This window comes from Bacillus sp. NTK034 (assembly GCF_017303275.1).
Classification (GTDB): Bacteria; Bacillota; Bacilli; order Bacillales; family Cytobacillaceae; genus Cytobacillus.
Genome location: NZ_JAFKOJ010000003.1, coordinates 258,182 through 281,244, shown reverse-complemented (window position 1 = coordinate 281,244; position 23,063 = coordinate 258,182). Strand labels below are relative to the sequence as shown.

Here is a 23,063-nt window from a genome sequence, read left to right as displayed (position 1 = left end):
ATATATGCCTAAAACATAAGAAAAAGCAGCGGAAATCCGCTGCTTTAGATTAGAATGTTTTGCCTTTGTCTTTTGCACGTGCAATAGCATCAGCTTTGATTTCTTCAGCTTTATCTGGCATAGCGTTGTGCCCTTCCACGAAAAGACCCTCGAATGAAGGAACACCGAAGAATTGCATTAATACGTTCAAATAGCGGTGACCCATTTCCATCTCTGCTGCAGGACCTTCTGAATAGATGCCTCCGCGCGCCTGGATGTGAATTGCTTTTTTATCAGTCAGTAATCCAATTGGACCTTCTGCCGTATACTTAAAAGTTTTGCCGGCTACTGCCACAGAATCAAGATACGCTTTCATTACTGGAGGGAATGAGAAGTTCCAAAGCGGTGTAACGAACACATATTTATCGGCTGCAACGAATTGTTCGCTTAATTCTGATAAGCGGCCTACTTTCGCCTTTTCATCTTCTGATAATTCCTCAAAACCTTTACCGGACTGAAGCTTACCCCATCCGCTGAATACATCCACATCAATTTGCGGGATATTTTCCTTGTATAAATCAACATGAACTACTTCATCATTTGGATTGGCTTCCTTGTAGGAATCAATAAAAGCCTTTCCTGCTGCCATGCTATATGACACCTTATCGTCATGTGGGTGTGCTGTAATATACAATACTTGAGCCATAATTCAATCACCTTTCCATTTTGAGTTGACATTTTAGTTTGAATCAGAAATAAAGTATGTATTCATCTGCAGTATGAACTTTTTTATTCTTAATCCGAGATAATCATATTCAAAATAAAATAGAATTTCAAGTCATCTGCTCATGCCTATTTTTATTACCCTTATTATTTGAAAATTAATCCACTGAAGATAAAAAAAAGACCCAATACGGGTCCTCAATTATTCTTGTTCTTCAGTTGAGTATGGATTGGTTCCGATATTTTTTCTCATTTCGTCTGTCAATTCAAAAGGAATGCTTGAGCTTGCTTTGTCATCTTTTTCATAGTTCATTTGCACGCTTCCATCATAATGGAACGGTTTATTTTCCATGCCAAGGTCACCCCGAATAGTTTATTTTTAGTTTATTATACACTGAAAAGGACCTATTTTATCAGAAAAATTTAAAAATTATATATTTATTTTCCTGCTCCTATTGTCCCCATGAAGCAGCCATTTTTATTCGGATTATCAAGAAATAAAAAAAGCATTATTCCCAATAGGAAATAATGCTCAAATTTCATCAAGGGGTCTTTTTCTTAATTTCCACCAGTTTAAGCCTGTTATCCTCAATTGATTTCACTTCAAAATGAAGGTGATGATAATCCAATGTTTCCCCTTCTGCAGGGAAATGGCCTAGTTCTTTCAATAAGAATCCGGCAAGAATATCCTCATCTTCAGGAATTTTTGTTTTAAAAGCTTCATTAATTCTGCGGATTGAGAGTTTGGCGTGTACAATAATATGATTTTCAGTCAATTCATCAATAAGGATCTCGCTTCCTTCATCCGTTTCATCCTCTATTTCCTGCCCCAGCATGGCTTCAAGAATATCTTCATGTGTAATGATCCCTTTTGTTCCGCCATATTCATCAAGAACAATGGCAAGATGTTTCCTTTCTTTCATCATCATTTTGAACACCTTGTCAATGCTATGAAATTCATATACAAACAAAGGCTCCAGGTCAGTAAAATCTTTTAAGGTTTTTGCAGGCTGACTGGACCAGGCCAGCAATACCTTTGAATGAAACACTCCGACAATATTGTCCATATTGTCTTTATATACCGGATACCTAGTAAAACGGTTATTCATTACAATATCCTTTGCCTCTTCTATCGTCGCTTCAATAGGAATGCCTTCAATGTCCATTCGCGGGGTTTTCAGTGCGTCGCTGACATCTAAATTATAAAAATCAATGATCCCTTTAATTCGCTGTGTTTCTTCTTCATGGAAGGTCCCTTCGCTTGTAGCGATATCAACCATGGTAATGAGCTCTTCTTTTGAGACAGATACAGAATCTGTTTCATTTTTAGAAAGGAATTTTATGATGACTCTTGTGAACTTTGATATTAAAAATGTTACCGGCTTCAAGATAATCATAAGAACTCGAATTACCGGAAACACAAGATAGGCAATTTTGTCGGCAAAGCTTGCAGCAACTGATTTTGGCAGAACTTCTGCAAATAAGATAAGTGCTACAGTTAAAATCCCTGTCGCCACACCCACATTAAAGCCATAATCCAGCGCGATGATGGTAACCAGTGTCGGCAGCATGATATTTGCAATATTATTGCCGATTAATATAGAAGTAATCATCTCATCTGGTTTCGAAACAACCTCTAATATTCTTTGGGATTTTTTATCATTGTTATCAGCTCTGGATTTTAATTTCATTTTGTTAACAGCAGTCAATGCCGTTTCACTTCCCGATAGGAAAAAGGACATAAACATAAAAAACAAAATAGCAATAAACAAAGTTGGTTTCCTCCATTTTTATCAATACATTCATTCGTAATTGTTTTTACCCGATTTGCACAAGCAAAAACTGTGCCCGGCAAATTTGAATAATTATCCATTCATTATAAAGTAAATGAAAGCTTATCGAAAATAATAAGCATTTTCGATAGGCTGTTGTTGAACAAATATTCGTTTTATCAAAAAAAAATGCTGACTAAAAAGCGGTTCCAATTGGAATCGCTTTTGGTCTTATCTCGATTTTTGTGTGAATTTAAAGGAATGCTATAGTCATAACATGAACTTTTTCAGCACTTATAATACTTGTTCCTTTATAACTAATAATGCACTCGCTGTCCGGAAATAACATTCCTGCAGCCTTTCAATTCTAAATAGACTGCCAGAAAAAGGATTCCATTTTCATTTTGTATCTTGTATAATTTATTTTAAGTTGAGTTTATATTTATATTTAATGGCTCATTGTGGCCTTACCGTCGTCTTCACCGGTCTCAGTTACCTTCAGGATGGCGACGGCTCCTTTTTGTGCGTGGTTAAACTGGTGAGTAACAATTGGATAGCTGCCTGCCTTGGTAACTGTAAATTCGACTACTGCACCGCCGCTTGCAGGGAGCATAACCGTTTGGAGACCTTGATAGCGGTTATAAGGGTTGCCATCAATGTATACATTATCAAACACAGTACCAACTACATGGAAAGAGCTTACTTCATTTGGTCCTATATTATTAACATATATCCTCACCTTATCCCCTACTTTAGCCAGAAGCGGATTATCCTTAAGGGTGAACGTATCCCCATTAGTATTGGGGTCTCCTTCCTTTAAAGCTTTTGTGGAGAAAACCACATGACTGGGAACGCCGTTTGTAAAATCCTCCAGATCGTTGTACTTATACCACTCGTTTTGAATAATTGTATATTCCCTATCAATCTCTTTGTCAGTCGGATATCCGTCTTTGGGCTTTACAATTATAGTTCCGTGCATTCCATTTGCTATATGTGATAATACCGGTGTCGTACCGCAATGATACATAAACACGCCTGGTTTATTTGCAGGGTAACTGAATGTTCCCGTTTCATCAGGATGAACGTTGGAGAAATCTTTTGAAGGAGCTGCGTGTACAGCGTGAAAGTCCATGCTGTGCGGTATTGCAGGATCCATATTTTTTAAGGTGAAGTTGATTGTGTCCCCTTCATTGACGACAACTACAGGGCCTGGCGCTTCACCATTAAACGTCCATGCTTTATAGAATTTTCCTTTGTCGATTTCAACATTCGTGATTTGGGAAGTCATTTCCACATTTACTTCATTCGGTCCGACTCTATCAATTTTCAATGGGATGGGTTCCTGATTTAAGTTTTTATGCGGAGCGATTGCCTCGGGCTGAGCTGTTTCTGCCGCCAGAACCTTTTCCTCAGGCTGAAGGGAACTTTCCAGTGCTGCCCCCTGGCTGCATCCCGTTATTAACCCTAAGCCAATAGCCGAAGTAAGCAGATATTTTACTCCTTTTTTCATCTTGATTTCCTCCTTATACTCGATTGGTCTATCTGCTTTTATCATATGGTAAATATGGACTGAATTTGGTGATTTTTCTCACAAGACATTGAAATTCTGTGAAGAGTTTGTGAATTAGTGATCAACATTTTAATATTAAAAATGATAGAAGTGTTATTGCTTTGAACAGCGATTATGATGCTATAATCGCCTGGTATTTCAATCATGCCGACGCTATAAGTGCATTTCAGCTAATTAATTGACACTTTACATCTATATTACTTTGTAAAAAATTGTTCCTATCTATCATAAATGGTTTATAATCATTAAATGGAGTTTAGTTGCATCAGATGGATAAAAGGAGAATTAATTAGAAGATGGATTTTATTATGATATTAAAAGCGATTATTTTGGGATTTGTTGAAGGAATGACTGAGTTTGCTCCTGTGTCCTCTACAGGACATATGATTATTGTGGATGATATGTGGCTCAATACAAAAGAGTTTTTATCAAAATATGAAGCTAATACTTTTAAAGTCGTCATTCAGCTCGGTTCCATTTTAGCGGTTGTAATTATTTTTAAGGAACGGTTCATTGAAATGCTCGGTCTTGGGGGAAGAAACAAAAACACTGAAGAAAAACAAAGCCGTCTGAAATTGTCTCAAGTGATTGTAGGGTTAATTCCTGCCGGGATACTTGGCGTTTTGTTTGAGGATTATATTGATGAACACCTGTTTTCAACTGAGACGGTATTGATTGGTTTGGTGATTGGTGCATTTCTGATGATTTTTGCTGATATTTTTGGAGGCAAAAACCCGAAAACCGTTTCAGTCGATCAAATCACCTATAAACAGGCTTTATCTATTGGATTGATTCAGTGCTTCTCACTTTGGCCAGGGTTCTCCCGTTCAGGTTCAACCATTTCAGGAGGCGTCCTGCTTGGCCTGTCACACCGGGCTGCAGCTGATTTTACTTTTATCATGGCTGTGCCCATCATGGCTGGCGCGAGTTTTCTATCATTAATAAAAAATCTCGAGTATTTTTCAGTCGATGCGCTTCCTTTCTTTATTGCAGGCTTTATCAGTGCATTTGTGTTTGCCTTGATTTCGATCCGCTTCTTTTTGAAGATGATAAATAAAGTTAAACTTATTCCTTTTGCTATTTACAGGATTGTACTTGCAGGGGTTATATATTTCATTTTTCTATAAACAATGAACCCGGGCCTTTGTGGTCCGGGTTTTCTTTTGGTTAATTGTCCGAAGTCAGGGCAAATTCGGACTCTCACACTGGGATTTCGCCTCTTTCTGTCCGAAGTCGCGGCAGGTTCGGACTCTATGAGCGTCATGTCATTTTCTCCTGTCCGAACCAATTGCTTATTATTAAAATAAATTTTTAAAGAAGCTGAAAATCACCCTCGGAATCCACAGTACGGTACGAATAAGTAAGGAGATCACAATGGAATCCAGAAATTCATTAAATATTTCCCGCAGCAGCCCTGTTTTTCGTTTATCTCTTTTCTTGATGGAGTTTCCCGCCTTCCTATTCTTGATCCGCTTTATTTTTCACATCGTCTACAATGCGTTCAGCTGCTTTTCGATATAAGTTGCTCATGTGAACGAGTGAAGTGGCCAGCAGGACTTTTTCAAGCTGGGCTGACTGATCTTCATTTAGCTCTTTTGCTTCCTCTGCTGCCCTGGATGCCTGATTTTCCAGATCACTCCTAAATGCGTCGACATTCAGTTTAGTTAAATCGAGGTAAAGCTGATAAAAATGGTCCAGGTCCATCCTTCCTTCTGCTGTTCGTGTGTTGACGCCATTTAACAGGCTTTTTATATCGTTTATGGACAGTGCGCCTTTAAGCTGATAAATAAAAGCAATTAAAATAAGGTGCTCCTTTGAATATTTTTTATTTTTGACAGGAAAGAACAATTTCCCTTTTGCATAGTTATTTATCATTGTCTTTGTCAGCACTTTTTCCTCTTCGTTTCTCGTCGTGCTGCCAAAAGAATTTTCAAATAGCTGGATCACCTGATCCATATATAAGTCTATCTGCGGGATATCTTCCAATTGAATCTGATTATCCGCAATGAGTTTTTCCGTTTCCATATTCATCCCTCAAATCTTCACCTGGTATTACATAAATTCTACTTAAAAAAGCGCAAGTTGTAAATATTGACTAGATGATGTTTTATATATATTATATTAAGTAGTTATTAAAACTACATAAAAGAACATTAGGAGGAGATATTATGAATTCATACATCCGGGAGCCCATAAACGGACTGACCCATTTGGCAGGAGCGATATTATCCTTTGCCGGATTGCTTGCCATGGTTATTAAAGCCTCACTGACCACATCGTCACCGCTTGCCATTGCTGCTGTTGCTATTTTTGGAATCAGTTTAATGCTGCTCTATTCAGCATCAGCTACCTATCATATGGTGATAGCCAAAGATAAAGTCATTGCCTTTTTAAGAAAGCTTGATCATTCCATGATTTATGTATTGATTGCAGGTTCCTATACACCTTTTTGCCTTATAACATTAAATGGTGTGACCGGCTGGGTTCTGTTTTCCATTGTTTCTGCTGTTGCTTTATCAGGGATACTGTTTAAAATGATCTGGTTCAGCTGCCCCCGCTGGCTGTCAACAGCTTTATACATTGCAATGGGATGGATTATTGTTTTTGCTTTTTCGCCTCTTTCTGAGTCTTTAAGCAGTACTGGTGTAATGCTTCTTTTACTTGGAGGCATCCTATACACGATCGGCGGAGTGATTTATGCGATTAAACCAAAATTCCTGGAGTTTAAACATTTGGGTTTTCATGAGATTTTTCATATTTTCATTATGATGGGAAGCATGGCACACTTTCTTTGTGTATTCATGTATGTGATTTGACAGATAGTTAAAAAAGCGGACACCCTCATGTCCGCTTTTTTTATTAGCTGCCTTCTGCATCCTTCAGAACAGCTTCTAATTTCTGATCAGAAAATCTGACCATGTTTTTGTAGATGTTCATGATAGATTCAGCATAATTAGTACCAGGTACAGCCCATTTCCCATTCAGTTCCTTCCAAAGCTTCGCCGAACCTCCTTTCACAAGGCTGAAACGCGGATCGGCCAGTGGATATTTAGAAGGCAGAGGCTGTGTGGAAGCATAGGCATATAAATGCTGAATATGTGCCAAAACTCCTTCCTCCTGTGTGGAAAAGCTTGCTCCTGCGGCTCCATTCCCTGTTGCGCCAATTCCGGCAAAATTATTCTGGCCAGGCTTTACATCACCGGTAAAGCGCAAATAGTTGGTTTCATGCATGGCCTGTGCGAAAGCTACATCCCCTCTGATACCATAATATTCTCCGATAGCCGAATAGAATGAACCTAAATTGGCGGCGTTTGGATTAAACTGTTTTGCATATTGATTCATATGCTCTGGTGACAAATGGGTTACTCCCAGAATGGAATAACCTTTTGGTTCAGAAGGCACTGCCAGCGGAGCGTCTGACAGTATATAGGCATCTGCTATTCCTGCTTTCTTTACTGCTTCCAGTTGTTTTTCTGCATTTTCCTTCGTACTGAAAGCACCGGCCTGTACCCTGTACCAGACCGTGCCTGAAATTTCAGCAATAGCAATAACTGATTCAATGCTTTTATTTTTTAGAGCGGCAGCCCTTTCCTCAGCATTCTTTCTATTTGTAAAAGAACCGGCTATCACTCTGTATAAATTACTGGGATCGACTGGTTTTGGCGGCTGCGGCGGGACTGCCGGTTTGGCTTTAAGGCTAAAGGCTTTTGCCATTCCATTAACATGTCCCTGTGCCACTCTTTGTCTCCACAGCGGATCTTTCATTAAAGCGGCATCTGCAGAATTATCAATAAACCCATTTTCTGTTAATAGGGCTGGCATGGCAGATTCACGCAGGACATGAAAGTCAGCTTTCTTCTTGCCTCTATCGATGAGCTGATTCAGTTTTGTGACTTCAGCATGGATAATATTCTGATAGCTGGCTGTTTGGGAAGTGCTGCTGTTATGAATAAAATCTTCATACCCCCTCGCTGCACCATTCGCGGCATTACAGTGTATGGAGAGGTAAAAATCCGCCCCCCAGCTATTGGCTTCAGATGTCCTTTGGCTCAGACTTTTAGTCGTATCATTTTCACGGCTCATTTTAACTTCCATATCCTGATAGATGGTCAATAAGATATTTTTTATATTTTTTGCGATATCAAGTGCAATATCTTTCTCTCTTATTCCGTTTCCCTGAGCTCCTGGATCAGTGCCTCCGTGTCCAGGATCTAAATAAAGCTTCATGGTCCTCACTCCTTTTTAATTAAATGCTATATCAAAGTTTTGGAGCTTCCCAGTTCATTATAAATCAATTTAACTCAGCAAGTACTTGCTTGTAATATTGTATGTTTGACAACAAAAATGGCTTGTACACGTGACCAGGCAATTTTGATTCTTATAGCTGGAAACACAAAAAATTGGCTTTTATTGGCGAGATTCTAACCCGATAGCTACCTGCAGCATGTTTTCATGATAATAAGAAGCACGGCTCATTTTCTTCGTGAGATATGTAAATTCAGTGAAAAATATAAAGCAAGCCAAGTTTAGGCTTGCTTTTCTGGCCAGTTCAATTTGCTTTGTGAAAATGTGAAGTATGATACGGGTTTATATCAGGGGTGAGAAACGATAGCCTCAAATTGCCCCTCGAACGAGTACTTTGTTATTTGGGCCGGCAGGATAAGGTGGTCGCCTTTTTTCAGATTGTATCGATTTTTTCTTATGATTAAACTCCCTGTCCCGTTTATTATACTGATTAGTATAAATGGCACTGCTTTTTTCATCGCAGCATTCTCTTGTATCTCCCATTTGCTTACAGTGAAGTTTTCAGTTTCCAAGTACTTTATAAACCGATTTCTGCCCTTCTTTACATACTCTGGCTGAAGTTTTGGCAAATAATGAGGCACTGTCGCCACTTCAATAGCCTGTCTTAAATGAAGTTCGCGTTTCTTTCCATTGCTGTCTATTCTGTCGTAATCGTATAGTCTATAAGTGGTATCCGAACTTTGCTGAATCTCCAGAATAAGAGTCCCTTGCCCTAGTGCATGAACGGTCCCGCTGGGTACGAATATAAAATCCCCTTTCTTGATTTGGATTTTATTAAGAAGTTTTCCCCATTCCTTTTTTTCGATTAAACTTGTTAGTTCTTCTTTAGTTTTTGCATTATGACCTAAAATGATATGAGCATTCTCTTTACAGTCCAGGACGTACCAGCATTCATTTTTACCAAACATATCTGTCCCATGCTTTTGTGCATATTCGTCATCAGGATGAACTTGAACAGATAAATCTGAATTGGCATCAAGCAATTTTACCAGAAGCGGAAAATTTTGTGCAGGATGGTTTCCAAATAATTCTCGATTATCTGTCCAAAGTTCACTAAGCTTCTTCCCAATAAACTTTCCGGATAAAACTGTGCTATCGCCATTTGCATGTCCAGATATTGCCCAGCATTCACCTGTCTTTTCAGAATTAATATTATAGCCAAATATATTTTTAAGAGCTGTACCTCCCCAGATCCTTTCTTGGAAAACAGGCTCTAAAAATATTGGCTGTTCCACAAAGTCCCTCCTAAATTAGTCTTATGTACTTTTAATATATGTTTTTTAATAATAAAGGACTGGACATGTTATTCAGATTTTTATAACTCCATTATTTAAATTTTTATTCAAAAGCTACAGTAATAGAAATTCATCAACAAACTTTTTTCACTCTTAATAGGCTAGATTCTCACTCGATATTTTCATTCCAGCCGTATGCTAATGATGAAGATAATTTTTAGGGGAGTGAGAAATTCATGGGTATGTGCGGCAAGAAATATCTTAAGGATCATGACAAGCACGATGACTTCTGCGAGGTACATGAACACGACTGCGATTGCCACTGGAAATCAGAGAAAAATAGTGATAATTTTAAATTCCATCACAATTTTCATAAAAATTGTGTAGAAGATGTTCTGGAAGCTATTGATAAAGCTCAGAAAAAGGCGAAAAATGAGGATGATTGCAAGACATCCTGTAAGGATTCCATTGATAGGCTCATGGGAGGATCCAAAAAGCCGAAGAAAAATACGATCCCATTTATCCTCTATTGTGGAGACTGTGAACCATTTAAGGCCACCGGCGTGACGACATTTACTCATCACTCAAAGGAGAAAAAGTTTGCATGCATTACGTCTTTTATTTTTAAAATAAAAGAATTTGATGGTAAATGCGCAGTTCTGGAATTATTAACGTTCAAGCAATGCAAATCATCAAGAGATCCATTTAAACACGCTTCAAAGGATTTTTGCTCTCCTTGCAGCCAAATAGATTTTGAAAATATTGAAGATCTAATTGGTACAGGTATTTGTATCAACGTGGATCTCTCATGCTTCTGTGCCGTTACTTGCCTGCCTGCTGTCCGCATTTAGAGCCTTGTAAGTGATTTTCTTGAAATGAAATTAGAAGTTAATAATTCAAACAAAAAAGGTGTACCTCATTAGGTGCACCTTTTTACCTTTATCCCCCAAATGCCTCAAGAACGTTGACTACTTCATTAAAATCCAAATCCGCTTTTTCTGTTTGTTTATTAAGTGGATAATCCTGCTTTTCTTTAATATTTAAAGTAATGGATCCGCCCTCTATCAGCCTCTTCAATTCCGCTATTTCAGCTAAAATTACCTCACTGCTGCTGCCTGCTGCTTTAGGATGCAGATAGTTATGAAGTGCCGATAAAAGCAGATGCATTAAAGTCTGATTAGCTGCATGGTATTTTATCTGCTCCTCCACTTTTGCGGATACAGAGATATTGTTTCCAGTTTTCACATCAATGAAGGATTCGGAAATGGTTATAGCTGTTTTATTAAGATAATCCGTATATGTTTTGGACATTAGCGTCATCCCTAACTCTTAACGGAAATGGCAGTGCTATTTCCTTTTTCCTTTTTAATTTGATTCATTTTTGCCAAAATCATCAAACCTTGAACATTAAGCTTTTCCATCCCCTCTGGAAACATCAGCTCAATTGGACGGCCTCTCTCGGACCATCTGACTGCAGCTTCGAGAATCTGCTTTTGTGCCAATTTGGCCGCTCCACCGACTGCAATATACCGGACTGCCCCTTTAATCTCTCTCGAACTGCTCCGCACCCGGTCAAAATGCTCCAAGTATTTTACCGCCATTGATTTTAGCTGCGGAATAATATATTTGCTGATATCTTTTCTTACTCCCGCAAACGGCTCCACATACCATTCCGAGATCCCCGCTGCCAATTTCTCCTCTAGCTCTGCTCGTGAATCGAAGCGATACAGCTCATTTTTGCTTACCTTTTGAATGATATGGTCAAGAAACTGATTAATGCCAAACGGTTCACCTTCTATAGAAGCAACTGGTTTATTATTCTTTATTCCTACAAAATCCACAGAATCTCCACCAAGATCTCCAATAATAATTCCTTTTTCTGATTCTTTAACAAGTTCATGATTTGTTATTCCCAGAGTTTCCTGGTCCCGGGTTAAACCAAGGTAGGCACAGGCTCCTTCTGCCCCGATAATAACATCATTAATGTTAAGCTTGACTTCGAGCTCTTTTGGTTCACTCAATCCTGGCACCTTGTGGAAAATTATTGTATGAGAACCAATTAATTTCTCTTTCAGCTTTGATTTACGCTCCTTATACTGTGTTGTCGGTAAAGAAACAGCTAATTGATCGATAGAATAGGTGATTTCTAATTCATCAGACTTCTGAAGGGCTGCATGATAAGCTGCTAATCCAAAAAGCAAAATATACGTTCGGTCCTCATCAACTTTTTGATTATTAAATGAAGTTAAACTAACATCCTTTTGTCTGGCAGCTCCCATTCCAATATAAAAGATTTCTCTTTTTTCTTTAACAGCTCTGCTTTTTACTTCAACGATCAAATTCTCCTCAAAGATAATATCCTCATCGTCATATGGTTTTTCATAAAACTCGCTGTCAAAAAGTGCAATTGCATTTGGAAGCTGGTACTCGGATATCATTCCGCTATCAGAGGCCATCGCTTTATACCAACTGTTCCCTATATCAACCGCCAGAAAATTTCGTCTATCCATTTTCCCTCACTCCTCCTTTAGAATCTTATGCGGGATAGGAGTCCAGTTGTGCCCGTCTTTTCTTATTAAAATTTTTACATATTGGGTTATAAAGGCTCCTTTTTCTATTAGGGCAGGTGCCTATACATAGTCATTTAACACGCATAGTATGCTATATCTTGACTTCAGGAGGCCCCAAAATGTCTGAATCGCATAAAGATAAACATGAGAATGAATGCAAAGCGATTACTCATAATTGTGAATGTGAAAGCTGCATCGAACATCATCCGCATGTCAGCATTGGTAAAATCGTTACAAAGGTACCTGTAGTGCTGGCTGAACTTACCTTACAAATAAATATAGATGCATTAATAACATTTCCAGAGCCAGTTCTGGAAATAAAGGACATTAAGAAAACAGTTAAATTAACACAATGCAGACTATTATTACCTACAAACAAATTATTTATTAAAGGCTTTGTCCGGAAGAACATTCAATATGCGAGCCCATGCCCGGACATTGAAATGCACTCAGGTAAAAGCATTGCTTCTGATTTGCATTCATACACTGTGGATGTACCCTTCCAATGTGTGAGTGAAATTAAAAAATTCTTAACAAAGCCTGAAATGCCGGAAATGAACAATAGAAAGGAATTTGACTTTCTTATCTCTAAACCTTTGCCTTCAGGCCATCCCGAGAAGGATGAGCTGCAGACAAAGGATCTTTCCCAGTTCCACCAGGAAAGCACCCAGCATTATAACGAGCTTCCGTTTTGTGAACTAATATCCAGCAGAATAATAGAATGGGATGAAGCCATCGACCGGTCTCCACTTCCCAACTGCACTCCGTTGGGAGAAGGAATTTTTACAAAGGTTGAGGAAAAAATGGTCTTGGATATAACATTGAAGGTACTGCAAAAACAGCAGATCCGCGTATCTTCCACAACAAATGATGATGATTGTTTTCATCACTGTGATTAACGCTCAAAAAATCACTAACTTGAAGGTAAGGAGGGGATTGGAGAGGATGCTTTTTTAGACAGCACCTTCCTGGAATCATGAGAAATGACAGTAATCCTATTAATAATTTAAAAAAAGACAATATTGAGCAGCCTGCCCAGCAACTTTACTATTATTCTGGGCAAGGGAATCCGGACAGCAAAAAGAGTGAAAGCGAGCCAAACAAGTCTAAGCCTGCAGGGAAGCAAGTAAAGAAGTCAAACCCTTTATTTTCGCCCAAAGGGACTTCCATACCTTTTATTTTGGCGCCGCCAAAATTAGAAGACAGGCAAATCACTCGTTATAAAGAAAAGCCCTCAGGAACAACTTTAGACAAGGCATTGATTGCTAAGCCGAAGCCTGTTAAAGAAAAGGGTCAGTTTGTCAATAAAAAAAGTATAAGTATTCCAAAAAGGTTAATGGATTTGCTGACCCCATTTTCTCCGATGCTCAGCTGGTCTCCTTCCTTACCAAGTAAATTTTCAAATAGTATTCATTATAAGACAATCGGAAGAAATGGCCAGCCTGGCTATGAAAGCCACTTCAAGGAAAATACTTTGCAGATCAGAGATAATGCATTGGATAAGGCTGAAGAATCTCAATATTCTCAAGAAAATACGAGTTTGGATGAAGAAGTAATGGAATCCAATTTTCTTAAACAAGAAAAGGAACTGGATTTAAAGACTAATTCAAACAAAAATGAAGTACTGGATTTGGTTCATGAGTTCTCTGCAATCCTTGAATCTACAAGCGAAGCAAAAAAAGAAGAGACTTCTATATTAGATGATCTGTTAATAGATGATCGAGATTACAAGAAAATAGACAAACAAGTCCATGAAAATGAATTTACATTATTAGTGGAAAAAGGGTTGTTACTTAAGGAAGAAAGTCAAGATGAAAAAGTTCAGTTCGATGAATCCCCTGGCATTTATTATGAACCGAGAGTAAATAATGATAGTTCATTGGAGAGTGAATTTGTTTCATTGCTGGAAGAATCGTCTTCATCAGAATCAGACATTGATTCATCTATACAGGATCAAGTCTTTTCTTTGATGGCTGAATCTTTGTTTGGCTGTAGTGAGTCCAGTTCCTTTATGGCAGAAAAACACTCTGAAAATAATACTGAACTTGAGGAATCCTCCTCTTCAGGTGAGGAATCTAAATTTTGTTTTGGATATCAAATGAAAAATAATGATGAATCCTCTGATGAAAAAAAAGAATTCATGCATGATTTTGATTCCCTGCAGGAAAAATTATCCTCTTTTATGGAGGAATTATCCTATATAAGTGATCAGGTTTCATCAATTATAAGTGGGGAAAGTACTTCACATGGAATGTATAGAGCAGCTGCTGATAATGATAAATATCAAAAGATATCGTCTTTGTTAAAGGATTTTTCTTTCATGATGGAGGATGATGAATCTATTCATGGTGCAGATGCTGCTCAAGATGAAGTAGATCATAATGATATAAACGATAAAAGCACCAATCTTATTGATAAGTTCACATCAGAACTTGATTCATCTAACAATTTGGACGAATTGGACCTTTCTAAAAGTGAATCTTCCAGTATGTGTGAAAACACTAAAGAGGTATGTAACGAGAAAGGTGAAATATGTCTTTTCGACCACCACAGCTCCGTACCCTGCCGGACAGGGCCAATCGTAAAGGTACCTGTAATGGTGGCAAAATCAGAATTAGAAATTAATCTATTTGAATGCTTGCCTTTCAAACTAACAGTGAAAGAAATTAAAAAATTGGAATGGTCGGTTGAATCACTGCGCTGCCGGGCACTGCTGCCATCAAATATTGCTTTTATTAAAGGGGTGATTATAGCTAGAATTATTTATGAAAATAATGATTCCCTGCAAATGGTAAAGATACCCCTTCCTATTGAGCATATGATTGATTTATACTGGCTTTCCACCCCAATGCTGCCAGAAGCTAACGCCAATAACGAATACACGTTTCTAACTGAAAATGGAAGTAATTCCCATCATGAATTCTTTCAGCAATTTACAGAAGAAATCTATTGCCAGCTTCAAAAGATACATGTTGTCTGGCATGATAATGTCGGATCAGGGTCAACAGTGGAAATCCAGGCCAATGCTATTTTATGTCTGGACTTTTTCCAAAAGCAATATGTGGAATTATAATGAGAGGGTATCTTTTAAGGATACCCTCTTTCCGTATTAACATAACAGGCTTTTCTTATCCGTTGCCGTTGCCGTTGCCTAATTGACGCTGAGTCAATCGAACAACAAGATTAACTTCCGCTTTTTCAGTAATTTTATCAAATCTGCCGAATCTGTCAAAATCGCTTAACACGTCCACTTGTGTTACATTTGCATTCAGCAATTTACATTTGATCGGTTCGTTTAAGAATTCAAAAGTAAATGAACCAAAGCTGCAGCGGTCTGCCCCCATGCCATCTTTTGCAAGTTCTCTAATTTCATTGGTCTGGCTGCTCTTATTGCTAAATTGCCAATCAATATCCGGGAGACCGTCTACTAAAGAGTAACACTTGAAAGGAGCATTGACACTGTAATCTTTCACACTGCCTTCACACCCGTCCACATACTGAATGTTCTTATGAATATAACCCTCAACATACAGCTTTACAGCAGTTGGAGCAGTATCTGGAAATCCCTCGGGAATAACAGGTACTGCTTTACATTGAGTTAAATACACATTTTTTCTAATGTTTTTAATATCCGTTGCAGGAGAAGGAAGATAAATATCTGATTCTGTTAAAGTTTGGATCGGAACATCACCTAATACAACCGTTTCCTCTATACTGCCTGTATTTGTTGCATCTCCTACATCACAAAAAGATGTATGAGATTTTGCTGTATCGCATGCCGGAAGGGGAGGACATTTGTCTTTGCCGCTTCCACACCCGCATGAATGGTTCCTCTTCATACAATCACTCCTTAAATAGTTTTTTAGTCAAATTGAAAGCAAGCTTAATGGTTTTCATTGACTCACTATTATATATGTAAGAAAGAGCTATATGGAGTGGACAAGTATATCATGGCATATATATCAATTCTTAATATTATTGAAAAAACCGCATTTACCCAAATTATTAAACAAATTCCGGCACATTAAACGACAAAATAGATATGGACTAAATCCTCTCCTATCAAACTATGCAAATGCCAAAAATAACTGCTCCTCCGGCAAAAATCCACTAATGCACTACTTCATTCATCTATAGTTTGTCTCACTTTCTGCATATGATAAATTGAGCTTAATTAATAAAGGAGGAAAAATTTTGAAAAAGGATAATAATTGTATTAGTACGAACCAATCCGCATCTGTAGAACAGTGCGAGAGTTTTCCGGTAACTCCTATTACAACACCTGGTGGAGCAACACCTGGAGGAGAAGCAATTTTAAGAGTTCCGGTAACTCTTGCTGAATTGAATGTGAGAACCAATCTATCTGCAAAAATTCATTTCCCTGATCCAGTGCTGGAAATCAAGGCTATTAAAAAGAGGGTTAAAATTGTGCAGTGCACACTCCTTCTTCCTGGAGCTGCTGGTTTTGATCCTTTTGCACCTTCACCAACGCCAATTCCTTTATTTATAAGAGGTTTTGTTCGTAAAAATATCCAGTACGCTACTCCATGCCCACATTCATATGGCAGCTCATGTGTTTCATCCGAATTAAAGTCATTAACTGTTGATACCCCATTTGAATGTACTACTACAATTGCTGCCGAAGATTTCCTGAACCCGCCACAGCGTCCGATGTTTAATTCTGAATCAGAATTCGATTTCTTTAGATCCCAAGATTTAGGAAAAGGTTTTCCTGAAAAGGACCATTTGCTTTCAAGCGATCTTTCCCAGTTTCATCAGGAAAGCCGCCAATTCTATAATCAATTTCCTTTCTGCGAATTGCTCGCAAGCAGAATTGTTGAATATGATGAAGCTATAGATCGTCATCCACTGCCAAATCATGCTGCTTTCGAAGAGGGAACCTTCCAAACAATAGTAGAAAAAATGTTCCTCGAATTTACAATTAAAGTTTTACAAAATCAGCAGGTTCGTGTGAATGTTCTATAATCTACCTTTCTCTAAAAATTAAAACGGTTAGACTAATGCATTATCTTGGCAATTTCAGAACGAAATTGCTAAAGATAATGCATTATTATTTCACCAAGTTATCGAATTCATAAAAAAAACCCGTTAACGGGTCAAAAAAAAACGATTTTAATATATTCAGAGTTAAATCAAAAATACAGTCGACTGCATTTATCTAAACTGTTTATGTATTTTACTCACTCCAACTCTGCTTTGCTATTCCAACTAAATCATTCTGAGTCCGGGATACAGACTCAGAATGAACAATCTGCATATAAATGGGTGATACAGTTTTCCAGCTTTCATCACTGGATAGGATGAGAAGATAATAACCGCTTTATCTTATGCGATACATACCTTGAATCTTTTCTACAAATTTTTCACGGGCAGTTGCTGGTGTCTGTGCATTTTTTTGAGCTGGCCAAGGCAAATTGCAAGGTCCCTTTTTCGGCGGCTGTACGAACCTCGGATTAAATTGCTGGGTTTGCAATAATTTAAAGAATAGTGTTATTTCCATTTTTTCAGTAATCTTATCGAACTGGCCAAACCGGTTGAACTCCTTAAAAAGATCGAGCTCATTAACTTCTGAGAAAATTAATTTACAGTCAATCGGTTCATTATAAAATTCGAATGTTCTTGAACCACCCATAGAATGGTCAGCACCATGTCCCGTTTTATCAAGGAATCTTCTTTCATCCACTGATGATTTTCTGCTTAAAAATTCAATCGGATGATTAAATACCTGAACTTGCTGATTACAGCTAAAAGAAATGTCGGTACTAAAGTCCGTAATGTACCCGCTGCATTCTTCTACATATTGAATATTTTTATGCACAACACCAGTAATGAATAACTTAACATACCCTGGATTTTGAACTGATGGGATTGCTTTACACTGTGTGAGGGATACATTCTTGCGAATCCATTTAATTTCCCTGGCAGCTGTTGGAAGCTTAATATCGGCTTCGACATCCGCCTGGAGCTCCACCTCTGCCAGAACGACAGGAATGTCATAAACAGGAACCTTTTGAATGTCCGCAATAGGGGCAAAAGATCTGTTAAAACAATCTACTGTCTTGGCTTTCGAGATGTCGCAGGCTCCGCTATGACCTTTATTGCCGCACCCCATATTTTTCTTCATACATTTCACTCCTTATATTTTTTAAATCAAAGCAGAAAGAGTACAAAATAACATAATTGAGTAACTTCTTTCTTTTGACCTACTATTTATATATGTATAAAAGACAAGGATGGCATGGACATTTATAATAAGCTGGAACATTTTTTTGGACATTCATTACATAAGACGCAATCAATCTGTCTTAAGTGAATATTGCAGATACCCCATTTTTTAAATCAATTAACGTTCCGAATTCAGCAAAAATGCGTATGATAAACTAACTTTTAAGATTGGAGGGAGAATTACATTTGTCAAACACAAACCTTCGAAAAGAAAAGCTTATTTATTGTTCTGTCGTTACTGAGCTCCAAGCAGCCCAGGTTACAAAAATTTGCCAGGATTATGGTATCCAATCGGTAATCAAACTGAAACCCTATGTAGATATATCCCAGCTGAAAAAAGCATTAAGAACGAAAATGAAGGATAAATTATATGATCCATGCCCCTGTGGCAAAGGGAAGAAATTTAAATTTTGCTGCTATAAGGACGAATTGGAGATAGAACTATAATGTTCTTAATTATAGGAGAGGCAGATTTTATAAATTGATAAATTAAATGTTGGTTAATAGATTAAAATGTAAAGGGGAGCATTACTATTTGCCCCCCTTTTTTAAAATGGTAGACTTAAAAAACTCTGGATATTTATAGATAATAAATATTCTTATGCCTTTTTAGCGCGTAATTTCTTTACGTTGGAGCCGCAGCCGCAGTCTCCATTTCCAGTTCTTTTTTTCTTGTAGCCCGCTCCCTTTATCGAATTTCCCATGTAAATTTTATTTTCATCTTTTTTTTGTGGATTACCTGTTTGATATCTCTTTGGCAACTCCCTTTTTTTATTCAAATGAACTCCTCCTACCACAAATAAATCCACCACAATATATATTATGAGACTTTTAGCTGCAACGTGTTCAGGCTAATACCCAATTTAACGGTACAGAGTAATAGCATATCAGGACAGGTGAATTTGTGGCCTTTTTTCCCCGCTTGTATGGTGATGAAGGGAAATTGCTGCTTCAGGCATTGTATACATATTACTGCTGCAGTTTCTGCTGGGGAAAATATCCTGCCCCTTGCTCGCAATTGATAAAACATCATAGATAATCTTTGGTAATATTAGCAGAAGTGATCTAGTACTTATCCGCTCTGATTGTTTTGTTGCTATATACAATCGAATAATATTTAATGTCACAAGAGTAAAATAGTTAAAAAAGAATAACCGGCGCCTAATCGGTACGCCGGGTTTAGTGGACTAATCAATAATTTTAAGACTTAGTGGATGGTACCTTTTTTCTACTACTTTATAGCCTTTAACTTCTGTTTTTCCTTTATAAAAGGAAACAATAAAATAAGGCAACTCAGGATAGGAATTATTATTCATATCATGTGTAGATGGAACGGCTGGTGAAGTAGGGTGCGAATGGAAAATTCCAGATAGCCCCTCACTCAATTGTTCCATTTCCTGAACGGCTGCCTTGATGGATTCAGCAGACATCATAAACCGATTCCTGTTTTGATATTCATTTTTTATTTTCCATAAAGTAGTACATTGGCCCTTTGCTCCTGAAAGAAGCCCGCAAGCTTCATACGGCAAATTGCTCCTGCAATAGCTTATCATCTCTTCATAAATTTTTTTCTTAATTACTATATCAAATTTATTTAAATGATTTTCGCTAATCTTCTTTCCATTGGTTCCCATAGTTATTCCCTGATTGCGCTGGCTGTGTCGTTTTGCTGCGCAATGTGAAAAAGTCCATTGCTGCTGTGTTTGTTTGTTTCGGGAGCGGCTGGTATTGCCCTTGACTGGGATGGTATTGCCCTTGACTGGGGTGATATTGCCCCTGAAAGTTTTGGGGGCGTGCGCTCCCTCCTTGCTGCTGAGAAAGCATTCTTTGGAACCAGCTGGCGGATTGCTGGCTTTGCTGCTGTCCTGCCTGGTACTGACTTTCCTGAGGCTGGCTTTGAACTGGCTGTTCCTTATCGGGTGAACTTTGCTCGGAAGGATTTTGAAGTCCGGCTGTGTATGGAGATAGGGGCTGCTTGATATATTGTTTAATAAAGTTCTCCTTTTCCTCAAGGTTGGATTCCAAGGCAGTAAATTGGGCTTTCATTTGTTTCATTTGTTTTTCCCAAATCTCCCTGTCCTTTTCATATTGTGAGATTTTATCCTGATACTGTTTCATATCTGCTTTGAACTGATCTAATTGCTGGTGCAAAGCACGTTCACTTTCTTTTTTTACTTTATAAATTTCAATGTCCTTCGCCTGTAATTCTGAAGCCAGCTGAGCATTCATCTTTTCAAGCTCTTCCATTTTTTCAACCGTTGCTTTCGTTCTCTTGAGCTCACCTTTTAACTCGTCAATTTGTTTTGACCAGGAGCCTTTCTCTGCATCAAATTGGTCAGATTTTTCTTTATATACATTTACCTGATCCTGAACATGCTCCAGGACCTGAAGGTAAGAATCTTTTTCTCGTTTATAGTGATCAGTTAATGAATTGAACTCCTCTATTTTTGTTTCAAGATCTTCTTTAAGTCTGAGTTTCTCAGATTCAAATTGTTCCAGACGTGTGAGTGAATTTTGAGCTTTGTGAAGCTCAGTTCTCATTATCTCTATCTGATTCTCCAACTCATCCTTTCTTGCTTCTGACTTCTCATAGTCATCCTTTATTTTTACTAGCTCCTCCATAAGCACACCCTTCTCCTTTTTAATTTGATTAAGCTCTATATTCTTTGATTCCAATTGGTGTTTTAATGAGGATGTCATCCGTACTAATTGTTTCATTTCTGTAAATACCTGGTTTAAATTTGCCGTGATTAAATCCATGCGTTTTTCGTCTGACTTCCGATGAGAAGAAAGGACTGAAAAATTTTCATTGAAAGCAGCATTTTCTTCCTCCAGTTTTGCAAGCTTTTCAAGAAGACCGATTTTTTCTTCTTCAAAACTGTTATTCTCATCTTTTAGCTTGCCCATTTCAATCTCACGGCTTTCCAGACGGTTAAGCACTTCCATTTTTTCTTTCTCTTTTTGTTTTAGTTCTGTCTTTAAAGCTTCCATTTCTGCCTTAAGATGACTGACTGACTCTGCTGAATTATTTTTTTCAGACTCCAATTGGGTTATCTTTTGTAGATAAGATACGTTTTTCTGACTTAATTGTTCCTGATTTTGGATTAAAACCCGTAATTCTTGGCCCATTTTTTCGTTTTCTTTGATTTTCGCTGATGCTTCCTCTGATATCTTTTTAAAATTTTCCTCCAGAGATTTAGCATTTTCCTCAGCCTGGAGCATTCTTTCGGTTGCCTTTGTTAATTCACTGCAATAACTTAGATTTTCTGTTTCCAATTCACTTGCTTTCGCTGTAAGTATGCTGATTTTTTGTTCTGCTTCTTTCAGCTTCTGGCCAGCCGGCTGCAATTCATTTTGCAGGCATTCAATTATTGTCTTATTATCATTTCTTTCCTTGTGTAATTTTTCCAATTCTAATGTTTTATCAGCAAAATCCTTTTCTAACTTTTGATTATGCTCCTGTAAATGATTATGTTCCTCCTGCAATTGCTGCAGCTTAGATGTTTTATCCGCGAGTTCCTTCTCCAGTTCCTGATGGTTCTGTTCAGAAGTCTGAATATGCTGCTGTAAATGATTATGTTCCTCCTGCAGGTGTTCAAGCTTAAAAGCTTTTTCAGTCAATTGGTTTTCCAATTTTTGATATTTCTGTTCAGCAGTCTTGTTATCTTCCAGTAAACGATTATATTCCTCCTGCAATTTTTCAAGCTTTGAAGTTTTCTCAGCCATTAGATTCTCTAATTGCTGGTTCTTCTGTTCAGCTGTGATATTTTCTTCGAGTAGCTGATTATGTTCCTCCTGCAGCTGTTCCAGTTCAGAAGTCTTTTCAGCCAGAACGTTATTTAATGATTGGTAATCTTTTTCGACTGACTGGAAATTTTGTAATAATTGCATTTTCTCATCTATTGCCTTCCTTAACTGCGATGCCAATTGATTTTCTTTTGCTTTTGATTCATCTGCGCTTTTTTCATGCTCACTTAACACCATTTTCAGCTCATTAACACTTTCCATAGCTGTTTTGAGCTCCTGATGATTATGTTCCTTTTCCACTTCTGCTTCCTTTAAAGCTGCCGTTTTAGCTTCAAGCAATGTTTGGAGTTCTTCAAATTGCTGATCCTGATCTTTTAGGTCGTGATTGAGGTTTGAAATTTCCTCTCTTAAGCTATTTATTTCTTTTTCCAGCTGATTTTTCTCTTCTAAATGTTTTGCCGTTTTCTCTCTATCCCATTTGGAAAACAATTTTGGATTGAGTTCACTTTGCATGAGCCTTTCATTTTCTTCAGTAAGTCTCTGCATATCCCTTTTCAGAAAATCATTATCATATTTCATCTGCTTTAATTGCTCAATATAATTTTGAACAACTCCATCATGGTTAGCGCGAAAATAAGAAAGCTCCGATTCAAGATGTATTACTTTCTGCTGCAGCTGAACATAAGTCAGTCTTTCAACTCTGCTCCTTCTTAGCATCATATTCCTCTCCTTTAGGCAGATACCCATTCCTTTATCTCCTAGTTTATGCCCTTCAGCTAAAAACGTGTAATGATGCAGAACCAATAAATTATTTAAAGAAGCACTTTGCCTGGATGGCTATCCGGATAAAAAAACTTGTATCTAACATATATGTATTCAGGAAGAATAGGTAAATTATCCAAGAATCAATTAATGC

General features: G+C 37.7%; 21 protein-coding genes. 7 read left to right on the top strand and 14 right to left on the bottom strand.

Features of this window, described 5'->3' with window-relative positions; translation table 11 throughout:
- Positions 1 to 49 precede the first annotated feature (49 nt).
- The 4 genes from JI665_RS12095 to JI665_RS12080 form a co-directional block, all read right to left on the bottom strand.
- Positions 50 to 685 carry an FMN-dependent NADH-azoreductase gene (locus JI665_RS12095; RefSeq protein WP_206839645.1) on the bottom strand — a complete coding sequence of 212 codons (636 nt, stop codon included), beginning with the start codon at positions 683 to 685 and terminating at the stop codon, positions 50 to 52.
- Between the two features lie 219 nt (positions 686 to 904).
- On the bottom strand, positions 905 to 1,054 hold the full coding sequence (locus tag JI665_RS12090; protein ID WP_206839643.1) for a hypothetical protein: 150 nt from the start codon (positions 1,052 to 1,054) through the stop codon (positions 905 to 907).
- Between the two features lie 190 nt (positions 1,055 to 1,244).
- On the bottom strand, positions 1,245 to 2,474 hold the full coding sequence (locus JI665_RS12085; RefSeq protein WP_206839642.1) for a CNNM domain-containing protein: 1,230 nt from the start codon (positions 2,472 to 2,474) through the stop codon (positions 1,245 to 1,247).
- A gap of 448 nt (positions 2,475 to 2,922) precedes the next feature.
- Positions 2,923 to 3,984, bottom strand: a complete 1,062-nt coding sequence (locus tag JI665_RS12080) for a multicopper oxidase domain-containing protein (RefSeq protein ID WP_206839640.1) — start codon at positions 3,982 to 3,984, stop codon at positions 2,923 to 2,925.
- A gap of 356 nt (positions 3,985 to 4,340) precedes the next feature.
- On the opposite strand from JI665_RS12080, the gene JI665_RS12075 reads away from it, so the two are divergent.
- On the top strand, positions 4,341 to 5,171 hold the full coding sequence (locus JI665_RS12075; protein WP_206839638.1) for an undecaprenyl-diphosphate phosphatase: 831 nt from the start codon (positions 4,341 to 4,343) through the stop codon (positions 5,169 to 5,171).
- A gap of 331 nt (positions 5,172 to 5,502) precedes the next feature.
- Here JI665_RS12075 and JI665_RS12070 read toward each other — a convergent pair whose 3' ends face one another.
- Positions 5,503 to 6,069, bottom strand: coding sequence for a DUF1836 domain-containing protein (locus JI665_RS12070; protein WP_206839919.1), 567 nt, complete (start codon positions 6,067 to 6,069; stop codon positions 5,503 to 5,505).
- A gap of 143 nt (positions 6,070 to 6,212) precedes the next feature.
- On the opposite strand from JI665_RS12070, the gene trhA reads away from it, so the two are divergent.
- Complete coding sequence (gene trhA / locus JI665_RS12065) at positions 6,213 to 6,860, top strand: PAQR family membrane homeostasis protein TrhA (protein WP_206839637.1); 648 nt, start codon at positions 6,213 to 6,215, stop codon at positions 6,858 to 6,860.
- A 43-nt stretch (positions 6,861 to 6,903) separates the two neighbouring features.
- Here the strand turns inward: trhA and JI665_RS12060 are convergent, their stop codons facing one another.
- Both JI665_RS12060 and manA read right to left on the bottom strand, forming a co-directional pair.
- Positions 6,904 to 8,271: an N-acetylmuramoyl-L-alanine amidase gene (locus JI665_RS12060; RefSeq protein ID WP_206839636.1), complete on the bottom strand. Its 1,368-nt coding sequence runs from the start codon at positions 8,269 to 8,271 to the stop codon at positions 6,904 to 6,906.
- A 365-nt stretch (positions 8,272 to 8,636) separates the two neighbouring features.
- Positions 8,637 to 9,584: a mannose-6-phosphate isomerase, class I gene (gene manA, locus JI665_RS12055; RefSeq protein ID WP_206839635.1), complete on the bottom strand. Its 948-nt coding sequence runs from the start codon at positions 9,582 to 9,584 to the stop codon at positions 8,637 to 8,639.
- Between the two features lie 242 nt (positions 9,585 to 9,826).
- Between manA and JI665_RS12050 the strand changes: the two genes are divergently transcribed.
- Positions 9,827 to 10,435, top strand: coding sequence for a CotY/CotZ family spore coat protein (locus tag JI665_RS12050; RefSeq protein ID WP_244671161.1), 609 nt, complete (start codon positions 9,827 to 9,829; stop codon positions 10,433 to 10,435).
- Positions 10,436 to 10,523: 88 nt separating this feature from the next.
- On the opposite strand, the gene JI665_RS12045 is transcribed toward JI665_RS12050, so the two are convergent.
- Both JI665_RS12045 and JI665_RS12040 read right to left on the bottom strand, forming a co-directional pair.
- Positions 10,524 to 10,895 (bottom strand): hypothetical protein, encoded by a 372-nt coding sequence (locus JI665_RS12045; protein ID WP_206839633.1) that lies wholly within the window; start codon positions 10,893 to 10,895, stop codon positions 10,524 to 10,526.
- Between the two features lie 11 nt (positions 10,896 to 10,906).
- Positions 10,907 to 12,094 carry a ParM/StbA family protein gene (locus JI665_RS12040; RefSeq protein ID WP_206839632.1) on the bottom strand — a complete coding sequence of 396 codons (1,188 nt, stop codon included), beginning with the start codon at positions 12,092 to 12,094 and terminating at the stop codon, positions 10,907 to 10,909.
- Positions 12,095 to 12,273: 179 nt separating this feature from the next.
- On the opposite strand from JI665_RS12040, the gene JI665_RS12035 reads away from it, so the two are divergent.
- Both JI665_RS12035 and JI665_RS12030 read left to right on the top strand, forming a co-directional pair.
- Positions 12,274 to 13,053: a CsxC family protein gene (locus JI665_RS12035; protein ID WP_206839630.1), complete on the top strand. Its 780-nt coding sequence runs from the start codon at positions 12,274 to 12,276 to the stop codon at positions 13,051 to 13,053.
- Positions 13,054 to 13,130: 77 nt separating this feature from the next.
- Positions 13,131 to 15,227: a hypothetical protein gene (locus tag JI665_RS12030; protein ID WP_206839628.1), complete on the top strand. Its 2,097-nt coding sequence runs from the start codon at positions 13,131 to 13,133 to the stop codon at positions 15,225 to 15,227.
- Between the two features lie 55 nt (positions 15,228 to 15,282).
- Here JI665_RS12030 and JI665_RS12025 read toward each other — a convergent pair whose 3' ends face one another.
- Positions 15,283 to 15,993, bottom strand: a complete 711-nt coding sequence (locus tag JI665_RS12025) for a CsxC family protein (protein WP_206839626.1) — start codon at positions 15,991 to 15,993, stop codon at positions 15,283 to 15,285.
- Between the two features lie 355 nt (positions 15,994 to 16,348).
- On the opposite strand from JI665_RS12025, the gene JI665_RS12020 reads away from it, so the two are divergent.
- Positions 16,349 to 17,140 (top strand): CsxC family protein, encoded by a 792-nt coding sequence (locus JI665_RS12020; protein ID WP_206839624.1) that lies wholly within the window; start codon positions 16,349 to 16,351, stop codon positions 17,138 to 17,140.
- 355 nt (positions 17,141 to 17,495) lie between these two features.
- Here the strand turns inward: JI665_RS12020 and JI665_RS12015 are convergent, their stop codons facing one another.
- Entirely contained in the window at positions 17,496 to 18,299 is an 804-nt protein-coding gene (locus JI665_RS12015; RefSeq protein ID WP_206839622.1) for a CsxC family protein, read from the bottom strand.
- 287 nt (positions 18,300 to 18,586) lie between these two features.
- On the opposite strand from JI665_RS12015, the gene JI665_RS12010 reads away from it, so the two are divergent.
- A complete protein-coding gene (locus tag JI665_RS12010) occupies positions 18,587 to 18,847 on the top strand; it encodes a DNA-binding protein (protein WP_206839621.1) in 261 nt (86 codons plus the stop codon).
- Positions 18,848 to 18,999: 152 nt separating this feature from the next.
- On the opposite strand, the gene JI665_RS12005 is transcribed toward JI665_RS12010, so the two are convergent.
- The 3 genes from JI665_RS12005 to JI665_RS11995 all read right to left on the bottom strand — a co-directional run bounded on the left by JI665_RS12005 (position 19,000) and on the right by JI665_RS11995 (position 22,867).
- Positions 19,000 to 19,179, bottom strand: a complete 180-nt coding sequence (locus JI665_RS12005) for a hypothetical protein (protein WP_206839619.1) — start codon at positions 19,177 to 19,179, stop codon at positions 19,000 to 19,002.
- 408 nt (positions 19,180 to 19,587) lie between these two features.
- The gene (locus JI665_RS12000; protein WP_206839617.1) at positions 19,588 to 20,034 is read right to left on the bottom strand and encodes a Mov34/MPN/PAD-1 family protein; all 447 of its coding nucleotides are present in this window, start codon (positions 20,032 to 20,034) and stop codon (positions 19,588 to 19,590) included.
- Positions 20,009 to 22,867: a hypothetical protein gene (locus JI665_RS11995; protein ID WP_206839615.1), complete on the bottom strand. Its 2,859-nt coding sequence runs from the start codon at positions 22,865 to 22,867 to the stop codon at positions 20,009 to 20,011. The genes JI665_RS12000 and JI665_RS11995 overlap by 26 nt, the downstream gene beginning before the upstream one ends.
- Between the last annotated feature and the right edge of the window lie 196 nt (positions 22,868 to 23,063).